Annotated in this window: 26 protein-coding genes and 1 pseudogene; 15 read left to right on the forward strand and 12 right to left on the reverse strand. The window is 61.1% G+C overall.

The features are described from left to right. The 3 genes from IPL79_14815 to IPL79_14825 form a co-directional block, all read left to right on the forward strand. A partial coding sequence (locus tag IPL79_14815; protein ID MBK9072250.1) for a hypothetical protein occupies positions 1-361 on the forward strand: 361 nt, incomplete at its 5' end. A gap of 127 nt (positions 362-488) precedes the next feature. Beyond that, on the forward strand, positions 489-1,922 hold the full coding sequence (locus tag IPL79_14820; protein ID MBK9072251.1) for an MBOAT family protein: 1,434 nt from the start codon (positions 489-491) through the stop codon (positions 1,920-1,922). 16 nt (positions 1,923-1,938) lie between these two features. Continuing rightward, entirely contained in the window at positions 1,939-3,816 is a 1,878-nt protein-coding gene (locus IPL79_14825) for a DUF459 domain-containing protein (GenBank protein ID MBK9072252.1), read from the forward strand. Positions 3,817-4,147: 331 nt separating this feature from the next. Here the strand turns inward: IPL79_14825 and IPL79_14830 are convergent, their stop codons facing one another. After that, positions 4,148-4,804 (reverse strand): hypothetical protein, encoded by a 657-nt coding sequence (locus tag IPL79_14830; protein MBK9072253.1) that lies wholly within the window; start codon positions 4,802-4,804, stop codon positions 4,148-4,150. 307 nt (positions 4,805-5,111) lie between these two features. After that, positions 5,112-6,401 (reverse strand): HD domain-containing protein, encoded by a 1,290-nt coding sequence (locus IPL79_14835; GenBank protein MBK9072254.1) that lies wholly within the window; start codon positions 6,399-6,401, stop codon positions 5,112-5,114. A gap of 88 nt (positions 6,402-6,489) precedes the next feature. On the opposite strand from IPL79_14835, the gene fdhD reads away from it, so the two are divergent. After that, positions 6,490-7,269, forward strand: a complete 780-nt coding sequence (fdhD, locus tag IPL79_14840; GenBank protein MBK9072255.1) for a formate dehydrogenase accessory sulfurtransferase FdhD — start codon at positions 6,490-6,492, stop codon at positions 7,267-7,269. Further along, a complete protein-coding gene (locus tag IPL79_14845) occupies positions 7,256-7,651 on the forward strand; it encodes a hypothetical protein (GenBank protein ID MBK9072256.1) in 396 nt (131 codons plus the stop codon). The genes fdhD and IPL79_14845 overlap by 14 nt, the downstream gene beginning before the upstream one ends. 253 nt (positions 7,652-7,904) lie before the next feature. Here IPL79_14845 and IPL79_14850 read toward each other — a convergent pair whose 3' ends face one another. Further along, positions 7,905-8,702: a trypsin-like serine protease gene (locus IPL79_14850; GenBank protein ID MBK9072257.1), complete on the reverse strand. Its 798-nt coding sequence runs from the start codon at positions 8,700-8,702 to the stop codon at positions 7,905-7,907. 399 nt (positions 8,703-9,101) lie between these two features. On the opposite strand from IPL79_14850, the gene IPL79_14855 reads away from it, so the two are divergent. Further along, the gene (locus IPL79_14855; protein MBK9072258.1) at positions 9,102-9,233 is read left to right on the forward strand and encodes an IS3 family transposase; all 132 of its coding nucleotides are present in this window, start codon (positions 9,102-9,104) and stop codon (positions 9,231-9,233) included. 54 nt (positions 9,234-9,287) lie between these two features. Here the strand turns inward: IPL79_14855 and IPL79_14860 are convergent, their stop codons facing one another. From IPL79_14860 to IPL79_14870, 3 genes are all read right to left on the reverse strand, one after another. Further along, complete coding sequence (locus IPL79_14860) at positions 9,288-9,968, reverse strand: hypothetical protein (protein ID MBK9072259.1); 681 nt, start codon at positions 9,966-9,968, stop codon at positions 9,288-9,290. A 445-nt stretch (positions 9,969-10,413) separates the two neighbouring features. After that, positions 10,414-10,965 carry a hypothetical protein gene (locus IPL79_14865; protein MBK9072260.1) on the reverse strand — a complete coding sequence of 184 codons (552 nt, stop codon included), beginning with the start codon at positions 10,963-10,965 and terminating at the stop codon, positions 10,414-10,416. 171 nt (positions 10,966-11,136) lie between these two features. Continuing rightward, positions 11,137-12,618, reverse strand: a complete 1,482-nt coding sequence (locus IPL79_14870) for a hypothetical protein (protein MBK9072261.1) — start codon at positions 12,616-12,618, stop codon at positions 11,137-11,139. Between the two features lie 342 nt (positions 12,619-12,960). Here IPL79_14870 and IPL79_14875 point away from each other — a divergent pair, with 342 nt between their 5' ends. Continuing rightward, positions 12,961-14,220, forward strand: coding sequence for a hypothetical protein (locus IPL79_14875; GenBank protein ID MBK9072262.1), 1,260 nt, complete (start codon positions 12,961-12,963; stop codon positions 14,218-14,220). Between the two features lie 92 nt (positions 14,221-14,312). Beyond that, positions 14,313-14,684 carry a hypothetical protein gene (locus IPL79_14880; protein ID MBK9072263.1) on the forward strand — a complete coding sequence of 124 codons (372 nt, stop codon included), beginning with the start codon at positions 14,313-14,315 and terminating at the stop codon, positions 14,682-14,684. Between the two features lie 39 nt (positions 14,685-14,723). Here IPL79_14880 and IPL79_14885 read toward each other — a convergent pair whose 3' ends face one another. The 3 genes from IPL79_14885 to IPL79_14895 form a co-directional block, all read right to left on the reverse strand. Beyond that, positions 14,724-15,278, reverse strand: a complete 555-nt coding sequence (locus tag IPL79_14885; GenBank protein MBK9072264.1) for a hypothetical protein — start codon at positions 15,276-15,278, stop codon at positions 14,724-14,726. Between the two features lie 178 nt (positions 15,279-15,456). Then, positions 15,457-15,714 (reverse strand): hypothetical protein, encoded by a 258-nt coding sequence (locus tag IPL79_14890; protein ID MBK9072265.1) that lies wholly within the window; start codon positions 15,712-15,714, stop codon positions 15,457-15,459. Positions 15,715-15,822: 108 nt separating this feature from the next. Beyond that, positions 15,823-15,975: a hypothetical protein gene (locus IPL79_14895; GenBank protein ID MBK9072266.1), complete on the reverse strand. Its 153-nt coding sequence runs from the start codon at positions 15,973-15,975 to the stop codon at positions 15,823-15,825. 623 nt (positions 15,976-16,598) lie between these two features. On the opposite strand from IPL79_14895, the gene IPL79_14900 reads away from it, so the two are divergent. Then, positions 16,599-18,266 (forward strand): hypothetical protein, encoded by a 1,668-nt coding sequence (locus IPL79_14900; GenBank protein ID MBK9072267.1) that lies wholly within the window; start codon positions 16,599-16,601, stop codon positions 18,264-18,266. Between the two features lie 20 nt (positions 18,267-18,286). On the opposite strand, the gene IPL79_14905 is transcribed toward IPL79_14900, so the two are convergent. After that, the gene (locus IPL79_14905) at positions 18,287-18,520 is read right to left on the reverse strand and encodes a hypothetical protein (GenBank protein MBK9072268.1); all 234 of its coding nucleotides are present in this window, start codon (positions 18,518-18,520) and stop codon (positions 18,287-18,289) included. 210 nt (positions 18,521-18,730) lie between these two features. On the opposite strand from IPL79_14905, the gene IPL79_14910 reads away from it, so the two are divergent. After that, on the forward strand, positions 18,731-20,149 hold the full coding sequence (locus IPL79_14910) for a sigma-70 family RNA polymerase sigma factor (GenBank protein MBK9072269.1): 1,419 nt from the start codon (positions 18,731-18,733) through the stop codon (positions 20,147-20,149). On the opposite strand, the gene IPL79_14915 is transcribed toward IPL79_14910, so the two are convergent. Further along, positions 20,146-20,955: a PD-(D/E)XK nuclease family protein gene (locus IPL79_14915; GenBank protein ID MBK9072270.1), complete on the reverse strand. Its 810-nt coding sequence runs from the start codon at positions 20,953-20,955 to the stop codon at positions 20,146-20,148. The two genes, IPL79_14910 and IPL79_14915, sit on opposite strands and share 4 nt — an antisense overlap. A 68-nt stretch (positions 20,956-21,023) precedes the next feature. Here IPL79_14915 and IPL79_14920 point away from each other — a divergent pair, with 68 nt between their 5' ends. From IPL79_14920 to IPL79_14940, 5 genes and pseudogenes are all read left to right on the forward strand, one after another. Beyond that, on the forward strand, positions 21,024-21,698 hold the full coding sequence (locus IPL79_14920; protein ID MBK9072271.1) for a hypothetical protein: 675 nt from the start codon (positions 21,024-21,026) through the stop codon (positions 21,696-21,698). Between the two features lie 93 nt (positions 21,699-21,791). Further along, complete coding sequence (locus IPL79_14925) at positions 21,792-22,142, forward strand: winged helix-turn-helix domain-containing protein (protein ID MBK9072272.1); 351 nt, start codon at positions 21,792-21,794, stop codon at positions 22,140-22,142. Positions 22,143-22,210: 68 nt separating this feature from the next. Next, positions 22,211-22,675 (forward strand): GNAT family N-acetyltransferase, encoded by a 465-nt coding sequence (locus IPL79_14930; protein ID MBK9072273.1) that lies wholly within the window; start codon positions 22,211-22,213, stop codon positions 22,673-22,675. A 231-nt stretch (positions 22,676-22,906) separates the two neighbouring features. After that, on the forward strand, positions 22,907-23,179 hold the full coding sequence (locus IPL79_14935; GenBank protein ID MBK9072274.1) for a transposase: 273 nt from the start codon (positions 22,907-22,909) through the stop codon (positions 23,177-23,179). A gap of 300 nt (positions 23,180-23,479) precedes the next feature. Next, positions 23,480-23,650, forward strand: a pseudogene (locus IPL79_14940) (transposase). A gap of 311 nt (positions 23,651-23,961) precedes the next feature. Here IPL79_14940 and IPL79_14945 read toward each other — a convergent pair. Continuing rightward, entirely contained in the window at positions 23,962-25,362 is a 1,401-nt protein-coding gene (locus IPL79_14945; GenBank protein MBK9072275.1) for an AarF/ABC1/UbiB kinase family protein, read from the reverse strand. Positions 25,363-25,419 lie beyond the last annotated feature (57 nt).

Below are 25,419 nucleotides of genomic sequence, written 5' to 3' on the forward strand. Positions count from 1 at the left end.
CGCGCTGATTGCCCGCGACTCAAGCGGCCGCCTGCGCCCTGAGCCAATCAAGCGCCTGTTGACCAAGCTCGACAGCAATTCGTATTGGTTTAATTCGATGTACGGCATCCACGGCATCGACAACAACCCAACGGTCCATCCGTTCGCCAAGCTGAGCAAGATGTGCGATGCGTGCACCAAGAACTCGGACTGCGGCGACAATGGCAACCTTTGCGTCAAGGTTGGCGACAGCGGCAAGCGCTGCGTCGCGGCCTGCACCGACGACCGCGGCTGTGGCGAAGGTTATGAGTGCGCCGACCTCGCCACCGGCAACACCATCTTCGGTCAGGCCTGCGTGCCCGAGACGCTGAGCTGCGAATAGCGTAGCTGCCACGCCTCCTGGTGCGGGAATAGGCGGCGGGGCTGGTTGTTGACGCGAGGGGCGAGCATGTAGTGTTCGGGGCGGTGGGCCAGGCCACCCGCTTCGTCTGTTCGCCCTGGGGGTCGCTGTGCATTTTCCGACGCTTGAATTCGCGCTGTTCTTTTTGTTGGTGCTGATCGCATTTTGGGCGGTCCGTACCCACCGCGTCGCGCGCAATGCGCTGCTCTTGGCGGCCAGCTGCGCCTTCTACGCCGGGTGGAAGCCCGCGCTGCTGCTGTGGATCTTGTCGACCTCGACGGCGGCCTGGCTGCTCGGCCGCGTCGTCACCGGCAGTGGCTCAGAGCGCGTCAAGCGCGCGGCCATGATCGCCGGCGTCGGCATGTTCCTCGGGTCGCTGGGGTGGTTTAAATACTACGGGTTTTTCCGCGACAATCTCGAGGCCTTGGCGAAAGCGTTTGGCGTCAGCTCGGGGCTGCCGATCTTAGAGATCGCCATGCCGCTGGGGCTATCCTACGTCAGCTTTACGGGCCTCGCGTATCTCATCGATCTGCGCCGCGGCCGCGGCGTGTCGGCGGGGACGCTGCTCGACGCGCTGGTGTTCTTTACGTTTTTCCCCAAGGTCATTATTGGGCCAATCATTCGCAGCACCGATCTAATGGCGCAGCTGCACGCGCCGTCGCCCGCGGGCTTTCCCGATCTGTCGCGCGCGGTGGGCCTGGTCGCCTCTGGGTTATTTAAGAAGGTCGTGCTCGCGGGCTGGCTTTCGACCCACGTGGTCGAAGATATCTTCAATGCGCCCGAGGGCTTTAGCAGCGCCGAGCTATTTGTCGGCGCCTGGGCGTACACGATTGAGATTTGGGCCGATTTCTCCGGCTACACCGACATTGCGATGGGCGTCGCTCTGCTCCTCGGCTTCTATCTCCCCAACAACTTCGACCAACCGTATCGCGCGACCAATATCAGCGAATTTTGGCGGCGTTGGCACATGACGTTTAGCAACTGGCTGCGCGACTACGTCTTTTTGCCCCTGGGCGGCAGCCGGCGCGGTTATGTGCGGACCTACGTGAATTTGGCGGTGGTCATGCTCGTCACAGGGATATGGCACGGCGCCGGCTGGAAGTTCATCGTGTGGGGCGGGCTGCACGCGGTGGCCATCATTGCCTACAAGATGGTGCAGGACTGGCGCGCCGCTCACGGCCACGCCAAAGGCACGCTGGCGTTTTCCTGGCGCTACACCGCGCTGTGCTGGTTTGCGACCATGAACTACGTGGTGCTGGCGCGCATTTTCTTTCGCTCAACCGACGTCGAGGTGGCGTTGCTGTACTTCCGCAATTTGCTCGATTTCTCGTGGCAGGGCCAGGGCCTCGAGTGGTTGGTGCTGCCTTTAATAGCGATTGGCCTGCTGCTCAATTTCTACGGCCAACACCTCAGGCGCGGCTTTGAGCGCTTACACGACGCGACGCCGCCGCTGGCGCGGCCGCTTTTATGGACACTTATTGCGATCCTCGTTATTCTGCTTGCGCCGGCAGATATCTCGCCGGCAATCTACTTTGGCTTCTAAGATGGATGGTGTGTAAATGGCCGCCAAGCTGCCCGTTGTTGACAAATACAAGCCCGTCGTGACGGTGCCGCAAACCATCTCGCCGGTAGGCCCAACCGTGCTCGGCGCGGTGTTCCTCGCCATTGCGGTTGCGCTGTTTTCGCCGCAGACCTTTGTCGAGAAAGCGACGTTTCCTGAATCACCGGCGCGTTGGGCGACGCTGAGTGCGCCGATCGTCGAAGCTGGCGCTAAGGCGACCGGGCTCGGCGCGTTGCGCGTCTACCTCGATGATGCGTTAGCGCCGCTCGACCGAGTTGGAACGATTTTTGGTGCCGCCGCTGCGCCTGTGCCGAGTCCACTCGATGCCGCCGCGCTTGCCGACGCCAACGTGCCCAGCGATGGCCCCGTCGCCGCGCCCGCACTCGCACTTACCGCGGGCCAGCCGCCAGGCGCGAGCTGGACCAAGCTTGGCCACGCTACTAAGACCGTGCGCGTGCTCATCGTCGGCGCGTCGAGCATTCAGCATGCGGTTGGCACCGAGCTTGAGCGCGAGCTGGTAGCTCGTTACGCCAACGTCGTCGTCAAGCGCCGCGGCAAGGCGGCAACGGGCTTGTCGCGGCCAGACGTCTTTGATTGGCCCGCCGAGACGGCGCGCCTCATGCGCGAATTTAAGCCCGACGTAGTGATTGGCCAGTTTGGCGGCAATGACGCGCAGAATATTGTCGATGCCAACGGCAAGCCGCAGACGGTCGGCACCGACGCGTGGAAGGCCGAGTACACGCGGCGTCCGCTCTGGCTGGTCGGCGTGGTGAAAAAGGGCGGCGCCACCTTTTATCTGCTCGGGCTGCCGGCGATGAAGAGCGACAAGTTCAACCGCACCCAGCGCATGCTCGACGAGGTGAGCGAGGCGGCGATGAAAACCAGCGGCGCGCATTTTGTGCCGACCTACGACTTGTCGGTCGACGCCAGCGGCAAGTACCGCGTGTCGGTGAAATACAACGGCGAGTCCGGGCTGATGCGCATGAGCGATGGCATCCACTTTACGCGGCTGGGCGGCCAGTACGTCGCGCATCACCTCGCGACGCGACTCGAGGGCATGCTTGGCCTGATTCCAAAACCCGCGGCGAGTGGTGTCAAGCCGGCGCAGGCGCTGCAATATGTCGTGCCGTCAGCGGCGCGTGGCAACACGCCGTTGCTCGCGTTTGTGCCGGTCGACGTCCCAGCCGAGGGGCTGCCGGTTTGGTATTTGCTGCACGGCGCCGATGCGAGCTACCAGGCGTGGTCGGACAACGCGCATGAAGAGTTGCAACGGCTCGCGGCTGAGCACCAGATGATCATTGTGGCGCCCGATGGCGAGCGCTTTGGCTGGTGGCTCGACGCGACGCAGGTGCCAACGCATCGCCTGCAAACCTGGTTTTTAAGCGATCTGGTGCCGTGGGTTGATACGCATTTGCCGACCACCAAGCGGCGCGCCATCTCGGGTTATTCCATGGGCGGGCACGGCGCATTTACGCTGGCGTTTGCGGCGCCGGAGCGTTTTGTCGCGGTGACGTCGCTGTCGGGCGCGGTGGATTTGCCGCACGCCAAGAGCCGCGAGGCCTTGCAGAAGTTGCTTGGGCCGTATGAAACCAATACCGAGGCCTGGCACGCTCGCTCGACCTTGCATTTGGTGAAGGCCAAGCCGCAGGACTTGCGCCAACTCGCGGTGCTGTTTGGCTGCGGCGAGGGCGATTTGTGGTTCGCCCCCAATCAGGCGCTGCACGCCGCGCTGACCGCCGCGGGCGTAACGCATACGTGGACGCCAACGCCCGGTGGCCACACCTGGGACGTCTGGACTGCCGCCTTGCCAGCACACGCCGCCTTTGTCGCGCAGGCACTGCGCAACGACAAGCCGGCGCCGATCGCCGCGAACTAGCCCGCACTTCGATCATTTCGATCGGGCAGCCTACCGGCAGGTGGCGCACGTTTCTTCAGCGCGCCAACTTACCGGCAGGTGGGCGTACGTTTCTTCAGCGCGCAAACTTACCGGCAGGTGGGCGCACGTTTCTTCCGCGAGCATAAATTGCAGGGCGATGGTACTGGCACCGAGCGTGGTGGATACCACAGCCGTCTCGCCGTGCTCCGGAGGGTCGCTATCTGCGAGCAGGAAGACACGTGCGCCCACCTGCCGTCCCCACACCTATCTGCGAGCAGGAAGACACGTGCGCCCACCTGCCGGTACGCCCACACTATCTGCGAGCAGGAAGTTACGCGCCGCCCTGGGAACTCGCGCGCAGCGTTTTGGGCAAATCCAAGATCGATTGATTCGGCGAGCCGACAAGCATGGCTTGGCTGACGTCCGCGAGGCCCCAGTCTTCGACGCGGCCGACCGTGACGGCAAACGCGCCGCCGTCGATGCGCCCAACCACGCCAAAGCCGCTGCGCATCGGCACGCGCGCCGTTTCAAGCGCGCTCTCGGGCAGCGTGCTGACGTCGATCTCGATGAGGCCGCGCTCGCAGGTGAGCACGAGGCGATAGTTTTGCACCCGGCGCTCGAGCAACAAGATGTTGCCGTACTCGCTGGTGAAGCAGCGCTGCCAGCCGTCGAATTGCGAGCCGTCTTGGGCAAAGGCGCGAAATTCACGATAGTAGAGGTGCGGCTCGCCCATGCGCCGCGCGATGACGCCTGTGGTGGAGACAACGCAGTCGACAAAGCCCGCGGCGTGGAAATCATGCGTCGGCGAACGCTGGTCAATCGTCCACCACGCGCCAGGCTGATGCGGTGTGCAGCCGAGGAACACGTTCTTAGAGCTCGAGCCTTTGAGCCATTCGGAGATCGCGCACGCCACCTCGGATGCGCTGCCGGTGTCAGAAAGCCGGCGGTCACCCGTAAACAGCACCGAATCGCCTGGCAGGCGGTGCACGGCGTCGAAGTGAAAAAGCGTCCCTCCAGCGGACACTCAAGTCCGAGCTTGTCGCCGACTTTTAGATCGGCAACGAGGTCGAGGTTCTCGGGAATCACGATGTGCGTCTCGCCCCGTGGATCGAGGGCGACAAAGCAGAGGCCGCGCGGGGTCAGACCCTTGCGCCGCAGCTCGCGAAGGCCCAGCGCGACCGCGGCGGGGTCGCGGTACCTATAAACGATGCTCGCCATCGGGGTGCCATATCACGCGCTGGCGGCAGTGGAAGCGCCAGCGTGCCAAAATTGCGCAATCCCCACGGGTGCGCAGGCTAAGCGCGGATCATCGCCTGGACGTCGGCGAGTAGTTCCGGCGCGCAGACAATGCGAATCGCCGACAACGGCTGGCCCAGCGGCATGTCCTCGAGCAGCCGGCCTAGGGTGACGGTGCCGTGGCGCGGATGACCAATGACATGAAGTTCATCGACCCCGCCGCGGTAGCCAACTTGGATGGCGTCGTCGACCTCAAGATAGTAGTTGCCGTGCGGACCGAGCTTGGCGACCGCGAGTTCGCGCAGGCGCGGCGCGATCGCGGAAGCGGTTTCCGCGTCGTCGCCAAGGTCGATGGTCTTAAATAGGCGGCGGTCGACGAGGCGCGCCGCGAGGTCGGCAATAACTGGGTCGGCGGCTGCGGGTGCGGCGGTGCGCCCAGCCCAGGTGTCGATCGCATTCACAATTGAAACGTCGTGCAGCTGCATATAGGCGGCAATGTCGATGGGCTCGCCGCGCGCCAAGGCGCTGGCTTGCGGCAACCCAGGCGGCTCATGTCCACTCGTTGCTAACTCGACAAAGCGGCGAAACAACTTGATGAACATCCATTCGGCCGCGCGCACCGTCTTGTGGTGATAGACCTGCGAGTACATGTACGAGCGCGCGAACAAATATTGTTCGACCGCATACATGCCGCGTCGATAGTCGACGACGAGGTCCAGCCGCTCGTCGCCGCTGGCTTCGGGATGCACCTCGGCGACGCGAATCGCATGCAAGATCCATTCGAGGTCGAAGGTCGCGTACCCAGCGCCTGAGTAATGCCCATCGCGCAGGAGATAGTCTAGCCTGTCGACGTCGAGCTGCGACGATACCAGCTTGCGCACATAATGCGGGCGATACGTCTTGCCCCAAAACCGCGCCATGGTGTCGGGTAGCCCCGGCTCAATGGCCTGCAAGGCGGCGACGAGCTCGGCGTCTTCGCGCATGATGCGCATGCCCCACTGCTCGTGCGTTGTTGCCGGAAACACGTGCTCCCACGCGTGCGAGAACGGGCCATGGCCCACGTCGTGTAGCAGCGCGGCAATCATGACGTGCCCGGTGACGTCGGCGGGCAGGCGCAATTGCTTGGCGACGCGGCCGGCGATGTGCATGGCGCCCAAGGCGTGGCCGAAGCGCGAATGCTCGGCACCGGGGTAGACCAGCCACGCAAAGCCCATTTGCTTGATACGACGCAGGCGCTGCATGGCGCGGGTTTGCAGCAGGCCGGCGAATTTGGCGTGCTCGCCGCGCAGCTCGATGAGGCCGTGCACGGGGTCGCGAAATACCCAGTCCTTGGAAGCGGCGCCAGTCATCGCGTCAGTCTAGCATCGCTGGTTCTAGGCACCGCTTGGCGGCCCCCTAAACCCGCAAAAAACCGCCGTCATGGTATGACTAGGCTCGATGTCAAGCGAACGCCAGGTGACCCGGATCCGCTATGAGGCGACGTGTGTAGAGGCGGATATGGTGGCGCAAGAGGCGCCGCTGGTCCTGCGCGCGCGCGGCACGCAGGTGCTAACCATGCTGCGCACGCCTGGCGGCGACGCCGAATTAGTGGCGGGGCTGCTGCACGGCGAGGGCTTGCCGCTGGCCCCGTACGTGGCGCTTGGCGACGATGTCGTAGATCTAGATATCGATCCGTCGCGCTTCAGCGCTCGCCCGCTGGTGGCCACGGGCGCGTGCGGCGCCTGCAGCAAGGCGATGATCGCCGATTTGCAACTGCTCCGCGCGGGCCTGCCACCACGCGGCAATGCGGACGTGTTCGTGGTGGGGCGGGACGTCATAAATGGTTTGCCAGACAAGCTGGCGGCGGCGCAAGTTGGCTTCGCCGCAAGTGGCGGCCTTCATGCCGCGGCGCTGTTCGATGAAACGGGTGCGCTCTTGGTGCTGCGCGAAGACATCGGCCGCCACAACGCGGTCGATAAGGTGATTGGTTGGGCTGTGCTCGCGGACCGGCTGCCCCTGCGGCGCACCATCTTGATGCTATCGGGGCGGGTTGGCTTTGAGCTCGTGGCCAAGGCCGCGGCCGCCGGCATCGAAGTGGTTGCGGCCATCTCGGCACCGACGACGCTGGCCATTGATGCGGCGGAGCGCTGCGGCATCGCGCTGTGCGGCTTCGTCCGCGGCAGCCGTTTTAATGTCTATGCCCACGCCGGGCGCATCGCGGCCTATGAGCGCGCCTGAGCTACGCGATCCGGTGGTGCGCATCAGCGATGCCCTGATCTATGATTTGCGGCCGCAGGCCGGCGCGCGCTTTGTCTTGCTGCGCGGCGCTAGCGACGCGGACCGCGCCGACTACGCCGCCGCGATCATTTCGCCGGACGCCGCATGGCACTTCCGCGTCGAGTTGGCCGCCGGCACGGCGCAGCCGCCGGTGATCACCGCGGACACCGATGACGTCGAAACGGTGCGCGCGCATGCCTCGCCACCAGCCTCCTCCGACGTCGACATGCTCACCATGGTAGCTCGCCTCACCGCGCGCGCGGCACCCACGCGCGCCACCGATGGCCTCACGCCTTGGCCGCCGCGCATCGTGCGCTGGCGAGGCCCCGGCCGCGGCGGGTGAGGGCGCAACGGAGGAGTTAGCGCTCATTGTAATGACCTAGCCATACCGCGAGCGTCACTTCCGTCTCCCAGTGGCAAGTGGCGATGTGGAATCGTTGTAAATGGTGGGGGGGAGGAAATTTCAGGCGGAACTTTCGGTGGGTGACAAGAGCCGTAGAGGGCTGGCTAGGTTGCAACGTACCGGACCACGGGTGATGTAAAGCCTTCAGAACACTGAGATACGAAACTGTTGCATGATCACGGGACCTTCATCGCTAGCGGGCCAGCTGCGCATCGATCCATGCGCGATAGGGAAGAATATCGATCGCATGCACCGTGCGCCACAATGAGAAGGCGACGGAGCTAATCCGGATCGCGACGGCACCAACGACTTGAGGTCCGCCGCTCTGCGGATTCATGAGAATGGGGGCGCCCGAATCGCCGGCTCCAAAAATTACGCCGCCGTCATCGTCTTCAAAACAAAACGTCTCGTTGAGATGTAGTAAGCACCACTCGGTTTCCATGTCTCCGTAGCGGCGCTCTGGCGGTGTGTTGCCCCACGCGTTGGGAATGTCGAACCCGACGGTCGTCCAGTTGGATTTTGGAATCGAGGTTGCATCCGCCAGTCCAATCTTGTTGCTGGCAAAGAATGCCTTAATTTTGTCCGTCTGGTAGTCGGGAGCAAGAGTAACAATCGCGATATCGTTTGGTGTCCGAGCATTAGCGTCGTATTCGGGGTGCGGCTCGATGGTTCCGCGCAATAGAACCATGTGGCCATTGCCAACAACCTTTATGGTTACATCCATGTCGTTCATCGCGCAGTGTGCGGCGGTAAGGACATGTCGATCAGAGATGATCGTGCCGGTACAAATTTGCTGGTAGTCGTCGTCGCCGGTTTGGACAAGCACTACCCCAACATATTTGTCCTGCACGTCGCGATGAAAGATGCCACCAAGCTTATTCCCGCCGGCTCCTTGCTCGGCCTCGGCCGGGTCAGACACACCGTCGAGGCACGCAGAGACAATGGTGGCGAGACATAACGTCGTTGCGGCGAAAACTGTGGAAGTCCTCATTACTGTGAAAGTATGCAAAGGCTATGCCGCCGTGCGTGCCTTACGGGCGCGCTACGGCGTAGAGTTCCTCACGTACACGCCACAATCGAGTGGTGTCCAAAGACCCCAAAGAGACAATGACGCTGTCCGCCATTGCCATATCCCTATCTTAATCTGGACCCAGGTTGGATTTGATCCAGTGAAGAACGTGTCACGGGCGCGGGGATAGGAAATTTTAGGCGGAAATTGCGGAGGGTGGCAGGGGCCGAGGAGGGCTGGAGGGTTGCAACGTGCCGGATCACGGGTGATTTGAAGCCTTCAGATCACTGATATTGGCGGCACTGGCAACTGCTACGACAACGCCGCCATGGAGAGCTGGTTCTCAACTCTCAAGACCGAACACGGCGATACGTTTCGTCAATGCCAGCGGCGCATGCGGCACTATCCGACTACATCGAAGTGTACTACAATCAGCAACGTCTTCATTCCACGCTGGACTATGTTAGCCCAGTAACGTATGAGCGAGCCGCCGCGAGGCTTCTCGCTGCTTAACAACCTGGCTACGAAACTGGATCAAGCCTAGACATCTTGGCGTGGCAGGTTCGCTTATTCGGCGAGAGGCGGGGCATCGGTGATTTTTTCGTAGGCTTGGTGCACCGTCACGATGCAGTAGCCACTCGCGTGCTCGGCGGTGACGCTGGTGAGGAAGGTGCTGGGCGGCTCGGCGGCGTCAAATGCCGCCTGTGCTTCGCTCCAGCCATAGACAAACACCGCGGGGATTGGCAGGTTGGGCAGGGCCTTGCAGCCGTATGTCGTCCCATCCAATTGGAACCCCGTGTCAATGCGCATGCCTACGCCGTGCGAACCGCCGGTCCATGATGATTCGGGGTTGGCGAGTAGGCCGCGAAACGCCTCGGTCAGCACCACGGACGGAAATTTTGGTTCAAGCACGCCACCCGAGGAGGTCAAGCCACTCGTGACCACGGCGTCAAAGACGATGGTCTTGGCCTCGATACGCCGCAAGATCTCGGTGAGATAGGGCGCAAGCTGTGCCTCTAACTCAATTTCGCCAACCCGGCAGGAGGTCGTTTGTCCGACTCCCGGACAATCAAAGGAGACCCGCGAACGCAGCAAGTAAGCGTGCGCCGACGCATCAATCTCGAGCCATACGCGCGCGGCCCCGGATTTGTCGACGGTGCCTTCATGGATGGAGAGTCCGGGAGGTAGTTCGGACTCGTTGGTCCCACCGCCCGCGGCCAGACAACCCACGGTTGATGAAATGATCAAGGCGAGAGTCAGGATTGCTCGAGGGCGGATAAGGGAAAGCTGCATGACAGCCTGTCATGCAGAACTAATGCCAATGGCTTGGCTTTGGTAGTTGTGAGGCATTGCAGCCAGTTGCGGATTTGGTGGCCTTACATGTAAGGCGCCCTTGGTACGGTGTGGGGGTGCTACCCTGGGAGACGAGTCCCCAGTTAGCGAATGAATATGTTTACACCACCTTAGTCACTGCGTTAGGCCAATCTCTGTGATCTGAAGGCTCTAAATCACCCCGGATCCGCAACCTGGCACCCTGCCAGCCCTGCTCGGCCCCTCCCACCAGCCGCAATTTCGGCCAGAAATTTCCTCTCCTCATTTCCACCGTTGGCTCAACCAGGGTCCGGAATTTCAGGGGTCCACTTCTAGCCTCAGATCACTGAGATTGATGTTGCACATTAATTCTTACTACGACTTACCTAGACAAGATGGTTGGCGGCGAGAGCTTCAAATAGGGGACGCCCCACAGATTGTGACCCACACTGGCGGCGCCCAGATCATAGCCGAGCGCCTTAAGCGCCTTGGCCTCAGGCAGCATAGAGAACACTCGCTGACTATCAAGCGTCGGCGTGCGAACCGAGGCCAGCGGGGCGGGAAAGTCCGCCGACAACGCGTGCACCATCGCGGTCGTTAAGGAAATTACAATCACGGGTCGCCCAGACGAAACCGCCTTATATTTCGTCATTGAGATTTCCAGTGCCAATTCAGAATACGACTTGCCGTCATAGCTAGGCGTGATCCGTTGATCGTTCTCCGTCAGTAACTCGTCAACATGGTGAACGATTTCAACCGTGCGAGGCTCCGCGCCCGTGGGCGGCTCGACATCATAGCTCGCAATCGTAACCTCCTGCGTCGACACCTTAGCATTGAGGTAGCCCACCAGCGCTTCCCCTTCGTACATGGTCATTTGCCGCGGCTTGGTCACAAAGGGCTTCGCGGCGCCCGGCACCGCCATTCGCTGCCCCACGGGTTGATCCAGCCGAGGGGATAGGAAATTTTAGGCGGAAATTGCGGAGGGTGGCAGGGGCCGAGGAGGGCTGGAGGGTTGCAACGTGCCGGATCTGAGTTGATTTAAAGCTTCAGATCACAGAGATTGGCTTGAGATCACTGCTGTTGGTCTTCAGCTCGCTGAACTTGATTACGGCGCTAAGACAAGCGCGGCCGCCGCCTCGAGCTGGGTATCGACGCCGTTGGCAACGTCGTTGGCGTTCAACTCGACCGCGACGTCAACGCTTGACACGCCCTCGAGTGGCATACCTGCGCCATCCAAGCAGCGCGCGCCCGAGATGTAGTTGTAGATGCCAGGCGTGTTGGCATTCACCGGCGCAATGTCCTTGACCACGAACGAGCTGTTGACCCTATAGCCGTAGGAGCCCGACGCAGGACGCCCAATCACTGGGATGTCATGCATCTGAGCATAGTGCGCCATCCAGTCGGTCGCGCTCGCAGAAAATCCATCGGTAACGACGGCCTGGCGAATGTTGCCAAGCGCGGTAATAGGCGGCGGAGGCAATACGTCGCCGGCAAGAAAGTCATATGGGAATGGGTACTCCGCCTCATCGGAGAACGTCGGTGGCGACGACATCGGAACCCGCGCGTAGCAGTTGCCAATCGCCCCTTCCGTGGCGGGCAATTGCGCCAGCAGCGCCATGGCGTATTCCTGCGCACCGCCGCGATTGCCGCGCACGTCGTAGACCAACCCAGTGACATCCTCAAACGCAGTGATCGCCGCGGTCACCAACTCAATGCTCTCCGTGATCCATTGGGTATAGGCCGCCACATTGAGCGGGCTTGGGAAGGGATGATCTGGATGGCTGCCGAACGTTGACATCACGACGATGACAACTCCGTCGGGGCGTTGATACGCCTTAAACATCTCGTCGTTAAACTCAGGGCGCGATGCGCCATCATAACATCCGATCCAATCGCTGCGCGCCGGCACGGTGATATCGCGCGTATCGCCGGAAGGAGACACAACCGAAATTACTTCACCGGGCTCTAGCACCGCAAAGAGGTTGGCCGCCGCGGTATCAAGCCGCGCGCTGTCATTGGGCACCGACCATTGGCATAGCGGCGTTGCCGCGAGTCGGTCGAGCAACGCTTGGCCGGTCAAGTTCTCGCTGCCAAGGGTTTTCAAGGCGACGATGCGATCGCGCTTGCCGAGCGCCATCCTGTTCACCTCTGGGTCCGGGGCGACATACGTGACCACGATGTCGTCGCCGGCAATGCGGGTACACGCGCCAAAGTAGGAATCGAGCGAAAAAGCAAACGGGCTGCCAGCATTGCGGTTACAGTCGCCGTTCCCGGGGGTGTCAAAGCCAATCAACGTGTGGCCCTGATAGGACGCATTGAAGATGGCCATCACGGCGGTCGCGAACGCAAACGCCGAACCATCGGAGATATAGTATTGGTTCTGCGCGGCGAGCAAGGGTCCACTTATATCGAGCGTCATCTGCGCGGTGTAATCTTCGATCGCTTGCGCGTATTGCGCCAAGGCATTGCCGCTATCGAGCATCTCGGCGGAAATCGGTTCGCACGCCGTGCCGCGGCAGATATTGCCGGTTTCGCATGCGGTCGCTGGGGCAAGTTCGCCGGTTGCCTCGTCACATGAAAGCAGCATGCCGTTTTCGCACTGCGACTCGACGTCCTGGCAGCGCGGCCCAGCATCCGAATCACAACCAGCAAACGCCAATAAACTCGCTAGACAAAACCAAGCCATATGCTTCATAGGAATGCGGTTTCATCCCACCATCCGTGAACAACTTCAATACTGATTTTTCTTGCCGCCTAAGGCTCTATGTTTACTTTTGCTTACATCACACCAACTACCGTGTTTCGGACTCATCTGGTGGTAAATCGAGGTGCCGGCAAGCGCGGTGAACGCGTCGATGCTGGGGTGTTGCCCATGTACGTGTAAACCAATCTTGATTTACTGTAATAAGACAGCTTCACAAGCATTGGCATGTCGAAGGCGCTGGCACGCTTTCTGCTTGGCATGTCCGCCATGAACCCGCCCAAGCCCACCTGGCTCATTTCCCTCACGTTTAGCTGGCTACTGGTGTTGCTCACTAGCACCTTAGGCTGTGGCGACGAAGACGACGGCACGCCCACAACCCCGGTTCCCACGAACCCAGCGATCGCGCTCGCCGACGTTTCGGTGTTGCTGCCACTGCCCAGCAGTCGCGACGACGAGTCATGGTTGCGCCTCGATGCCACGGCCAAAGGTGGCGTGCTCTTGCCAACCGAACACCTTGCGACGGCTATCGCAGATTTCCAGATCGGTGCCAGCGATGAGCTCGCCTATGAGCATTGGCGCATCGTCGCGGCGCGCCTCGATCCCTGCTTTCCCGATGGGGCGCTGCTGCAAACAAATCCTGCGGCCTGTCGCCGGCAAATCCGCTTGGTCGCTCAGCCTGTGGCAAGCGATCCCAACGGCGTTGAGGATTTTGTTCTCACCGATAACGCCATCCACTTGCTCTACGACCTAGAAGAGGCGCAATTTGCGACCGCGTCGGCGCAGTGGAAGGCGTGGGCCGCAGAAACGCCGGTGGGCGCCGACGCGCCGCTGGGAATCCATCCTGATCTATCCCGCGACGGGCTCGGCTCGCCGCTTGGCGCCACCTTCATCGCCATGCTGACGGCCAATGTCGGTGAGGCAAACCTCTCGCAGGTTACCTTCATGTTCGTCATCGGGCGCAGCAGTGGCTGGCGCTTTGGTGGCTACAAGGTCGAGGAGGGCGCCCTGGTGCCGTTTAACGCCCACAACACCGGCAGCTACACGCAAGAACTCGTGGGCGTGTTTGGCACGCCACTCGAAATTTCGCCGAGCTCGCCGCTTGCGACGACCCTGTTGGCCTTGGCAGAGGCCCTACCAGGGGAGCTTGCCGGTACGCCCACTGAGGTCGACGCCGCGATTGCCCTCGCCCAGCAAATCGATAACCCAACAACGATGCACAATCCCGACACCGTCGACTGCGTGTCGTGCCACGTCGCGGGCCGGCTGCGGCGGCGTGGGCTGGCGCTCGGGGCCCCCGACGCCCCCCAACTTGCCTATGCCAATGACACCTTTGACCTAACCAACACCACCAACCCTAGCTTGGTGGGCGACGCCACCATGGTGCGCAGCTTTGGCTATCTCGGAACCACCATGTTGCTCAGCGACCGGGTGATCCATGAGAGCGCCGAGGTGGCGACGTGGCTCGCGGCGCCGCCGAGCGAATAAACGGTGCGGCGGTGCCGCGGCTCGCACAACGATAAGCCGCGCCTATGCGATTGGCACCTGACGTTGGGCGGCTTATGTGCCAGCGTGCGCGCATGACTGCCACGAGCCCCGATTCGGACAGCGCTGCCGGCGCGAGCCAAGGCCACGTCGAGCTGGCGCGCAACGCGCTCACCCGCCACGACCTGGGCGTCGATGGCGCGGCGTGGCGCACGTGGTGGGCGCAAAACGAGCGCCGCCATCGCATCGAATGGCTGATTGACATCATCGACAGCCCCAACCTGCCACTGTACAACGCCGCCGCCCTAGACCTCACCAAGCTCGCGACCGGCTATCCCGCGCTGGCGCCGCCTGAGGCCAGCTTTCTCTATTCGCCCCTGACGTGGAAGATGTGGTGGGCCACGGTCTGGGGCCAGGGCTCGCGCATTCGCATCGCCACCGCGCCGCCGGCAACCAAGGCTAGTTGAGCCGCGCTGCCGGTCGCCGCGCATCCGCGCTTGCCAACCTCAGCCGGGCAGCCAGCCGTAGGTCTCGATCCCTAGGTCGACTGTGACCGGCGCGGTGTCCTCGGAGAACCGCACGTCGACCAGCGAGACCTGTGCGCGGTATTGTGAAGAGACATTGGTCTGCTCGGTCACCTCAATCACGAGCGTGCCCGAGATGGGCAGAAATTCATCCTGGATGACGGGCTGTTGGGCTGGATCATCGGTGTCGTCGCATACATCAACGGTGAGGTTGCTGCCATATTGCACGCGCAACGCATCTGGCGTCTCACTCAGATCGATCTCAAAGGTCTCGCCGATCATCGGCGGCGTATCTTCAAGGGGGCCAAACAACGCCACGTTGATGAAGACGGCCTCGGTATCCGGCGCATTGGCCAGCGCGAGATTGATGTTGGCACAGGCAACGCGTTGAGCGCCTTCGTCGTCGGCCAGGGTGCCGAGCGAGTGCGCGGCGGTGTCGGCATTTGGCTCCTCGAGCGACGGCGGTTCGATGGGCGGCCCGGAGACTGGCTGCGGGCTGTTGGCGCCGCAGCCCATGGCCAGGCCCAAGAACGTCATAGGAAAAAGGCATGATAGAAGCAGGTTTGATTTTTTCAGCATGGCCAGCACTTCATCAACATTTGTGCCATTACGGCGCGCGTGATTTTACGCATTTGGCGAGCGGTAGGCGACGAATTACTGAGTCTTGCCCGCCGGGGGCATCAGTTTTTGAGATGGCGCCTGCGCCAGCCGGTGATTATCTGAGCTGTTCCATGATCCAAGGGACATACCGGTCAACCGAGAGATTCGCCGCGCCATAGGCAGAACCAACGCAACGTTCTCGAACCATGAGGCGAGAGGTAACCGTCGCCTGGACGCGCTGCCCTTGGCCATCGATGACGAAGCCTGGGCCCCCGCTATCGCCATAATAAATCGTCGTACGTCCTGGCGTGAAACACGTGGTGGATTCTTCGGCGGCATACAGGCCATCGCACCGCGACGAAGGCAAGGTCATGGTGCGCAGGGTGCCGGGGGCGGGCCTAGCCTCGATCGGTTGAGGGATCGAGGTGTCTAGCCCATAGTCCGCGAACGTATGCGCAATGCCCGGATCGTTTAACGCCGGCTACGTGTTTAGTGGCACCGTGGCGATATGGTCCACCGGTGGCGAAAACTTGACGACCGCCACGTCTTCCGTGGGACCTAGGTCGCAGGTGGTAGGCCGGCCGTCGTTGTCGAAATACGTCGGATACGCGATCGCATCGGTCACCTCCCGCACCACCCCAACATGCCCCCCGTTGATATCGGAGGGTAGGAAATTTTAGGCGGAAATTGGGGAGGGTGGCAGGGGCCGAGCAGGGCCGTCGTGGGTGCAAGCAGCCGGATCGGGTGATTTGAAGCTCAGATCACTGATAGTGGATTGGGGTGTCAACGGAGCGGGAGCGCTTCTGATTGGGCAATAAAGTCTTGGATTTGACAGGCATGATCGATGTCCAACTTCGATTGCACCTTAACTGTGTGAATGTTGCTCATTAGTTGCCTGCTTGCACTGTGACTGTGAGGGGTATTAGCTCGTAGGATACATGTTGTTGTTTAAATACAGGCATTTAGCTGGACGAGAGTTTGAGGGAAAGGCAAAAAGAATTTGATTGACTAGATTAGGCAGTGTCGATATAGAACATTTCAGATGAACAAATTAAGGTTAATTCTTCAAAATATAAGGTCGAGATTTTCAAATTAGTGCTTGAGGTCGCCGAATTGGCATCGCAGGCGTTGTCCGGCGTTAGTGCGACGTCTTGACCGATTTAGTTTATCGCGCCCCTTACCCGGGATTGTAGTGGGCGCTCAGATGCGCGGGACACCGCGAGCCGTTCGAATCCACGTCTCAAGAAAGGAATAGTTATGAAACATTCAAATTTCAGCAGCAGAAAGCAGGGCACGCAACGCCCGACGATCGCAATGAGGTCACTGCATCTCAGACAGGTTGTCTGTGTCGGCGTCGCGGGTCTTGGATTCGCAGGGGGGGTGGCTTCTTGCGTCGAACAGCAATCCGACGTTGTTGCGACGTCGGCAACGTCCGCTGCACTGACGGTCGCAGGCGACTACCCGATTTACACCTCGCCATATGACAAGCAATGGATTGGCGGTGCGGCAGATGCCCACGAAACGCTCGCCTACGCCTTGTCAATTGCCATCGAAGAAAGCGATCAGTTTAAAAATTTGCTGATTCAAGCCATGGATCAAGATGACATCCGCTTTCGCGAGGTAGACCTGTTTAGTATTCTCGAGGAACCCATTGGACTGGGCACCGTTCGTTCGTATTTAAATGGTTTGCTTCATCAGTTAACGGCGTATAGGGGCGTTGGCGACCCCGTGGGGTTTATCCTCGCGCTAGATCCGCTGGCTAGTTTCAAAATACCAGACAAATTCCTACGTTCGGCAGAGGATGACTTGGATGCGGCGCTCCCCGTGTTGGTTCAGCAGGCCAGCGGCGAAGGGGCTTGGTTATTTTCCAGCGGAAGAGTGCTGGACGTGGCCGAGTTTGGCGCAACGGACATCTTGGGGTATGCGATTCGAACCAATCCATTTGAATATTTGGTCGATCCAGCCACAGGAATTGACACGTACGGTGTTTCATTTAAGACGCGTTTTGGCCTCGAATTTGACGAGTGCGCACCGCTGCAGCAGTGGATTGGGGCCAAGTCTCCAATGCCAGGTATGCCCGGTGTCGTCCTGGTTCATACAATTGAAGATATTCGCGACGTCTACACGGCTGAATGTGCTCCCACTGATCCGCCATCGCCACCGTCACCGCCGCCACCACCGCCTGAGCCCGACTGTCCGATGGGACAGCTGTATGCCGCCCAAGACAAAAAAAGCGCAACCAGACTAGCCTCTCTAAGTCTGGAGTCCGAGGCAGTGTTCGGCTTTATCGATAACCAGCCGTGTCCAGGTGGTGAGCCGGATTTTGCGTTCTCACTCCATTGGATACACGCGCTTGATGGTGCGGTGGCGCCAGTTCAAAGCAAGCTGTTTGTGTTTTTGCGGAACGAAATGCATACCCCGGGCGTTCCCAAGTATAAGACAAAGACCATCTATACCGGCTGGGGTCTTTGGCCGTTTAAGAAGGTTCAATTACTAGACGGTTGGATCGAGCCGCCCCAACTAAGGATACTTTCTCTCCCGGGCTACCCTGTGTTCTCGCAAACGATTGATGGCAATAACTGGATTCCGGAAAACCAAGGGCGAACCTATGCGATCGATATTTCTGAAATTGATTCAAAGACGTGCACGCAAAGTGCGACTTCATCTTTCACAGCAAGTGTTTCATTTTCATTCTCCTTGGGATCCCTCGTAAAAACCCCATTTAGTGTCAATTGGGGTGTATCTGAGACGCATGCCAAATCGTTCACAGTTGGAGGCATCTCTAAGGTTGACCTTGGGAACGCCATTTTTGAATACTGTCAGCCTCTAACGCAGTGTTATGCTCTCCCTGGGATGCCTACCCGTTGCTCCATGAGTCGAAGTACTGGATCGGCGACAATTGGCAACGCAATCATTGGAATCTGATCGAGGAATTGCCATCGTGGTCAGTCGTCTTGACTACGCTCCTGGCGGCCGCTCTTGACGCCGACGCGCGATTTTTTGGCAGTCAGCCGGCGCTCGTTGGAACCGCGCGTCGGCTTGGTGGCCTTGCGCCGCTTGGGGCGCACGAGGGCAGCGCGCAGCCTGGCGGCGAGTCGGCGCAAAAAGACCGCAGGCGGCAACACGACATGGGTTTGGCCAGTGTGAAAGACGCAACGTGTCGTGCCACCTTCTTCCATTTTCCGGACCCTGGTTGCCAATTTCCGGCCCCTGGTTGAGTTTCTGCTGACCGTTTTGGTCGCTTGTCTTTGCGCCGGCCGAGACTCCATGAAAAGGCCTGCGGCCCGGCGCGACATGGTAACTCTTTGAATTGTTGCAGAATCTGCAAGTCGGGCCGCAGGGGGAATTATTGTTGGTCACGTTTTGGGGGGCTGGCGACATTGCCGTATATGAACCAACAAGCGGCGGTCGAAATGAGTGATTCCAGTGAACAAATGGTTTCCGGTGCGTCGGAGGCTCGTGTTTTCGAGGCGCTGGTAACCGCAGAGTATCGTCGGCTGCTGAAGATCGCGTACGCTGTGGTGCGCGATGCCGCCGCGGCGCAAGACCTTGCGCAAGATGCATGCGCGCTGTTGTGGCAGCAGCGCGCGGCCGTGTTTGCGCTGCCTGCGCCAGAGAGGTGGTTGCTGAAAACCTGTTGGCTGATGGCGCAAAACCAACGGCGGCGCCAACGCCGCCAAGGAGTTCGTAGCAACATTCTGCGAGCCGAAGGCAGCGATGACCGCGACCTGGCGTTGACCGCGGCGTCGACAAACGATCCGGTCGTGGAGCTAACCGCGCGTCGCTTATGGCAAGCGCTGCCCGAGGAAGAACGAGAATTGCTGTGGCTGCATGCCGTTGCGGGGTGCAGCGCCAGCGAGCTGGGCGACGTCCTAGGCATTTCTGACGTTGCCGTGCGCAAGCGGCTGCAACGGGTGCGCGCATCGGCGGTCCGAGCATCCGGCGACGTTGCGTTCGCGGGCGTAGCTTTGCCCGCGATGGCAACGTTACAACGCAAGGCCGTCACCAACGTCGCCGCGCCGATGGCCTCGCTGGTGTGGAAGCTCGCGCTCGCGGCGGCGCTCATCGCGGTGCCAATCACTGCCTATGTGGTTACCTCGGCTGACGGCAATGCTTGCGATGACATGGTGGCGGCGTCGGACCAGAGCGAAGTCCGGGGTACTTCGCCGGCAAGCCCGGAAGCGGCGGGTGGCCAGAAACGCACGGGAGCGCCGTTTTTGGGCGCAGGGCGCGCATTTGACGACGTTGCCGCCGACGAACCCACCGCCGCGGCCGAAGTGGCGCATGGCGAGCGTGGAGCGTCGCCTCAGCCACGCGCCGCGGCCACCGTCGACCTTAACTTCCAGGATGCGCCGGTTGAAGACATCATCCAGCTTCTCGCCGACGTCATAGGCCCAACCTTGGTCAATGCGGACATGTCGGGCACCATTTCCGTGAACTTTCGAAACGTCATCGCGCTCGACGCGCTCGACTACGTGCTGGACGCCATAGGCGCAACCCGCTCGGATACCCTGCAGTATGCGTTGGTTGAGGATGCGGCGGTCTTCGAATGTTTGCTTGCAGGGCCGCCAAGGACTATAGCTTTCGCAGATGCCGCGTTTGATTCGCTGATTAAGTTGCTCACCAATGGGGCGCTGGTTATGACCGCACAGCCCACGGAGCTCGCGGGCCTTCGTTTCACCGGTAATTTCGTAAACACCTCTCCCAGCGACGTGTTGCGCGCCACGCTACGCCAGGCAGGCGTCGGTTGCCGCGCCGAACATGCGTATCTCATCGTTGCGCGCACACCCGAGGGCACACGCCCTTAATCCTCGTCGGCGTCGTATTCCTCGTGGAACGCGGTTTCCTGGCCGGCGGGGCAGATGGCGCGGTAGCTACACCGGTCGCACCAGCTACTCGGATTGGTGCGCGGACCGTCGTCGACGGCGAGCGCGGCGGCCTCGATGTTGTCGAGCAGCAGCGGCACCAGGCGTTGCTGCACCTCGGCGGCGGTAACCGGCTGGGACCACTCGACGGCGCGCGAGGTCAGCCAATGCACGCCAAGCCAAAACGTGCTGGCCTGGGTGAACGTGGCCGCGCTGAGCACGGCGTAGCCTTCCATTTGATCGTTTAGCGTCGAGCCAATCGGACGCACGCCGGTCTTGTGATCGACCAGCGCGACGGTGGTTTCGCTGCCGCTGGTGGCAAAGATAAAGCCCGCGTCGAGGATGCCGCGATAAAAGGCGTCGCCGCTGTAGAACTTGGTCGCGCTGCCGTCCTCGCGAATCGCCAGCGCATATTCCACGAGTTGGCGCTGCACGCGGCGCTGCTGGCGAAAGGTCGCGATGCGCTCGACAAACGGCTGCACCCCGGCACAGAGTTCGTCGAAACGGCGGCGCTCGGCCTCGGCCTCCAGCACGGCCCCGGCCTCGCTGATGGCCGCTGCCGTCGGCACGCCTTGCAAGGCGTTTTCAAGCGCCGCATGTACCGCCTTGCCGATGCGGGCCTCGGGCATTACCTCGAGCTCTTTGACTTTTTCGACGTACTTAAAGTGAAACAGCCGCGGGCAGCGCAGGGCCATGGCCACCTTGGAGGCGGACCATGGGGCACGCGACAGGGCGCGCATTGACGGCATCAGAAAAATTCTACTGCACCAAATGCCAAAAAGTTGCGCCCGGCGCCACCTAAGGCCAGTTTTGTACCATGGCGGACGATTTCATTCATTCCTCGAACCCACAGCCATACTACAAGCCCGCGGCGGCGGCCGGCCCGCAGCCGTGCGAGGTTTGTGGGGGCAAGGTCAATGAGCTGCGGCGGGGGCGGTGCTTTTCTTGCTACGAAAAATGGGCGGATTCGCGGCCCGTGGGCTATGGCGCGCGCTGCGTCTGCTGCAACGAGCGCCGGCGTCAGGTCCTGCGCATGGTCGAATTCCACACCGCCTGGCGGCCGATGTGCTTTAACTGCGCCGGCCAGATGTACGCGCTGCTGGAGATGCCGGCGAACATCGAGGCGCTGCGCGAGGCGCTTGGCCGCGAGCGTCGGGCTAAGGACCGCCGCGCCGAACGCCCCGACACGCGGGTTTTCCGCTTTGAGCGGCGAGTTGGCGAGCGGCGCGACGTGCGCGCCGAGAGCTACGAACTCATCGACGACGAGCTGGTCATCGAGGTGATTACGGACCTAGAGGGCGATGCCGGCGATATGGATTTTGAGGAACATACGCGGATTCACCGCGTGCTGGCCGCCGGCAGCGAGACGGCGATGCCGGGCGCCAGCGCTGGAGATGACCAGCGCGCTAGCCACTTCCACGGCGTGACGGCTAAGGATGGCGGAGAAAGCCGGCATCCGTTTGAACCGACCATTATAGTTTCATTGCAATAATCGCCGCGCCGTCGCATCGCGCAAATTTGCGCGCTCAAGCGGTGAAATCGGTTGCAAACCGCGGCTCGACATTGCATATGTACAACTTCAAGCATGAGCACCTTGGCGATTGTCGAAGTTGTGTTGCGCGAGGCAGGCGTCCCGCTGACCGCGCGCGATATCGTGGCGCTTGCAGGCTCGCGCTTGCCGTCGCGATCTAAGACACCGGATACCGTGGTCGCACGGGATTTGTCGGTGCACATTAAGCGCCTCGGCGACGCCTCGCTATTTGTGCGGACGGCGCCAGGCTTGTTCACGTTGCGCGAATTGCAGCACGCGCCGGTGGACGCTTCGCTGCTCGAGCTCCGCGATTATCTCGGCAATGGCGCGCCTAAACCGACGGCGCGCGCGACATCTACATCGGTGCCTGCGGTAGGTCAAAGTGTCATGCTCGGCTCGGCGTAGGGCAACCATCGCCGCAAGTAGCGAAGCAATCAGTAAAAATGCAAGCGTGGTTGCGGTAAGCTGCCGATGTGATTCGCCGGGCCGAGCCCACTGACCGTGCGTGGATGATCGCCGCTGGCGAGCTGGTCTTCCGCGATTTGGGCGACTATCACGCGGTCTTGGCGTCCTGGCTCGATGCGCCTGGCATCCTGGCATGGGTCGATTTTGACGAGGCCGACGAGGAACGGCGAGGTTTCGCGATGCTGGGTTTTTACCTCGAGGCCGAGACGCCTGTGGCGGATTTGCTCGCGCTGGTGGTGCTGCCGGAGTTTCAGAAAAAGGGCATCGGGACGGATTTATTGAACTATGTGGTGCGCATGGCCGGGGTGGTGGGGCCCAAACGCGGGATTTCGGAGCTGCGCCTTACCGTCGCTGAATCCAACACGGCGGGGCATCGCCTATATTTGCGGCACCGTTTTGATTTTGCCCGGGTGGACGCCGACCAATACAGCAGCGGCGAGCGCGCCCTGCGCATGGTGCGCGGGCTGCCGTAGCCGCTAAACAGACCGCATTGAGTGGGGACCTTTCGGTGTACGGCTTCGCGAGCCTCGTCCATGGGATAGCGCGACCTTGCGCTGACGAAACACAATCGTACGCTTCCAGCATTCGGACACTAGGGGGCGTCCCTAGTTTTTGCATGCGGAAACCTCGATCATTTCGATCGGTTACGTGAAAGCATGTGGCGCGGCTTGTCCGCGCTACCGAGCATGTGATCCAACCAAGGCATGCGACGGCATGCTTTAACAGACGAGCAGTGGGCGCGCTTGGTCGCGGTCATACCCAAGCAGCAGCGTGGGCCAAGCGCCAAAATCGGCGACCGACAGTTCGTAGATGCGGTGCTCTTTCGCGCCAAGACAGGCCTGCCGTGGCGTGATCTGCCCGAGCGCTTCGGGCCGTGGAAAAGCGTCTACAATCGCTTCAACAACTGGTCTAAGCGCGGTTATTGGAAACTCATCTTTAAGGCGCTGCAGGTTCGTGTCGATAAATCCCGGATCTGATTGTTGGCGGTAACGTCCGCGCCCACCAAGATGCCGGGTGGAAAAGGGGGCCGGAATTCAACTGTTTGGGTCGTAGTCGAGGCGGCTTCTCCACCAAGATCCACGCGATCACCGACGGCGGGGGCCGGCCGCTCCACGTCACGCTCCGCCCGGCCAGCGCCACGAAATGACCGCCGCCATGGAGCTGCTCGACTATGCTCAGGGCGCAGCGCTCCTCGGCGACACGGGCTACGACTCCGACGCGTTCGTCGCTGAAGTCAGAGCGCAGGACATGCGGCCCGTGATTGCCGCGCCCCGGTACGCACGCGGCGGCGTCGACTTGATCGCCACGCCTACGCCAGTCGGTACCTCGTCGAATGCCGTTTTCACGGCCTTAAGCGGTTTCGTGCCGTCGCCAGCCGCTACGAGAAATCCGCCCGTAACTACCTCGCGCTGGTCGAACTCGCCTGTGCCTGGAGGTGGCTAACCTAGGCCGCGCATCGCCTGCGTGGGCCACCTACCGGCAGGTGGCGCACGTTTCTTCCGCGAGCATAGATTGCAGGGCGGTGGACTAGCACCGAGGGATGTGGATACCACAGCGGTCTCGCAGCGCCCGGGAGGGGTGCTATCTGCGAGCAGGAAGACATGTGCGCTCACCTGCCGGTCCGCTTGCGCGGCCCACATATCGGACAAGCACTTCGCGCCATGGCAAATCACGCATGGGCCACGCTCAAAAACTAGGGACACCCCCTAGCGTGTCCGCCTCCACCCACTGCGTTCTGTTTTATGAATTTTGGGAGCTTTTATTTTGCGGCCGGCGGGGCTTCGTTTGTGGCGATGAGGGCGGCGGCGGCCTCGGCGGCCTCAGCGGCGCGCTTGACCCGCTGCTCGGCGATAAATTTCATGATGTAAGGCAGCCCGGCCTGCACCATGTTGAGCTTGGGCGCAAGCTGCGAGCAAAGGCCGAACATGATGACCACGGCGCGCTCGATGTAGAACCACCCCACAGGGTATTGGATCGACTGCATGAGCTCGCGCAGCTCGTCGCGCTTCATCTCAAAGCCCTGCAGCTTGCCGCTCATCTGTGGCCGAATGTTGCCAAAGTCCGTGATGTTGAGATTGAGCAGCTTTTCGAAATACTTCTTGACCGTGCGCTCCAGCAGCTCGCGATCGCCGTTTTCGGCGACAAAGCCCATCTTGTCGATGCCACGGACAATGAGCGCATCGGTGCGCGTCATGATGCCTTGCAAGATGTCGAGCATGCCTTCGGCGAGCTCTTCGTGGACGTCGCTCGCCGAGCCGAGGTCGAGGATGACGATGCGGACCTGGCCGTCCGGGCCGCGCTGCACGAAAAAATTCCCCGGATGGGGGTCGGCATGAAAAAAGCGATCGGCGAAGACCTGCTTGTAGAACAGCTGGGTCAGCTTGGTGGCGACCGCGCTGTTGTCGAGCTGCAGGCCCAGCAAGGCCTCTTTCTTGCTGATCTTGACGCCATCCATGAAGCTCATGGTGAGGATGGTGGGGCAGGTCCACTCCTGCACCACCTCGGGAAAGAGGACGTCGGGGTCGTCGGCAAAATTTGCGGCCATCCGCGCGATACACTTGGCCTCATGCGCCAAGTTGGTTTCGCGGCCGAGCATGTCGGTTAGCTGTTCGTGAACGCGCTCGATTTGCTGCAGCTGCACGAACGAGCCGTAGACTTCGAGCGCCCACCCAAGGACCTTAAGGTCGATTTTGATGATGGTGGCGACGTTAGGATAGAGCACCTTGACCGCGAGCCGCCGGCCTTCATGATCGGTGGCCTCGTGGACCTGTCCCAGCGAGGCTGCGGCGATCGGCGTTTCCTTAAACGTCGCGAATACCTCAAGCGGTTTCTTGCCAAAGGCTCGGACGAAGGCGCCCTCGATCTCGTGATACGGGCGGTGCGGCACCTCGTCTTGCAAGCCCTCGAGCTCCTCGGTGTACGCCTTGGGCAAGAACGTGCCCATGATCGACAAGATCTGTCCGAGCTTGATGTAGACGCCGCGCAGGCTGACAAAGCCATGGTACATGCGCTTGGCGTTGCGGCGATGCACGCCGTTCCAGCGCGCCTCGGTCGCAAAACGCGTTGGATGCAGTCTCGCCCACGATGCTTGCCACAGATAACTGAGGAAAATCACCGAGAACACGCGCATCGCGCGAATGAGTCGAACCGCTGCCCACATAAGATCTAAACGCTTGATAATGTTACACGGAAACGGTGGAGCTGGCCCGCGCGCGTC

This window comes from Myxococcales bacterium (assembly GCA_016716835.1).
Classification (GTDB): Bacteria; Myxococcota_A; Polyangia; order Haliangiales; family Haliangiaceae; genus JADJUW01.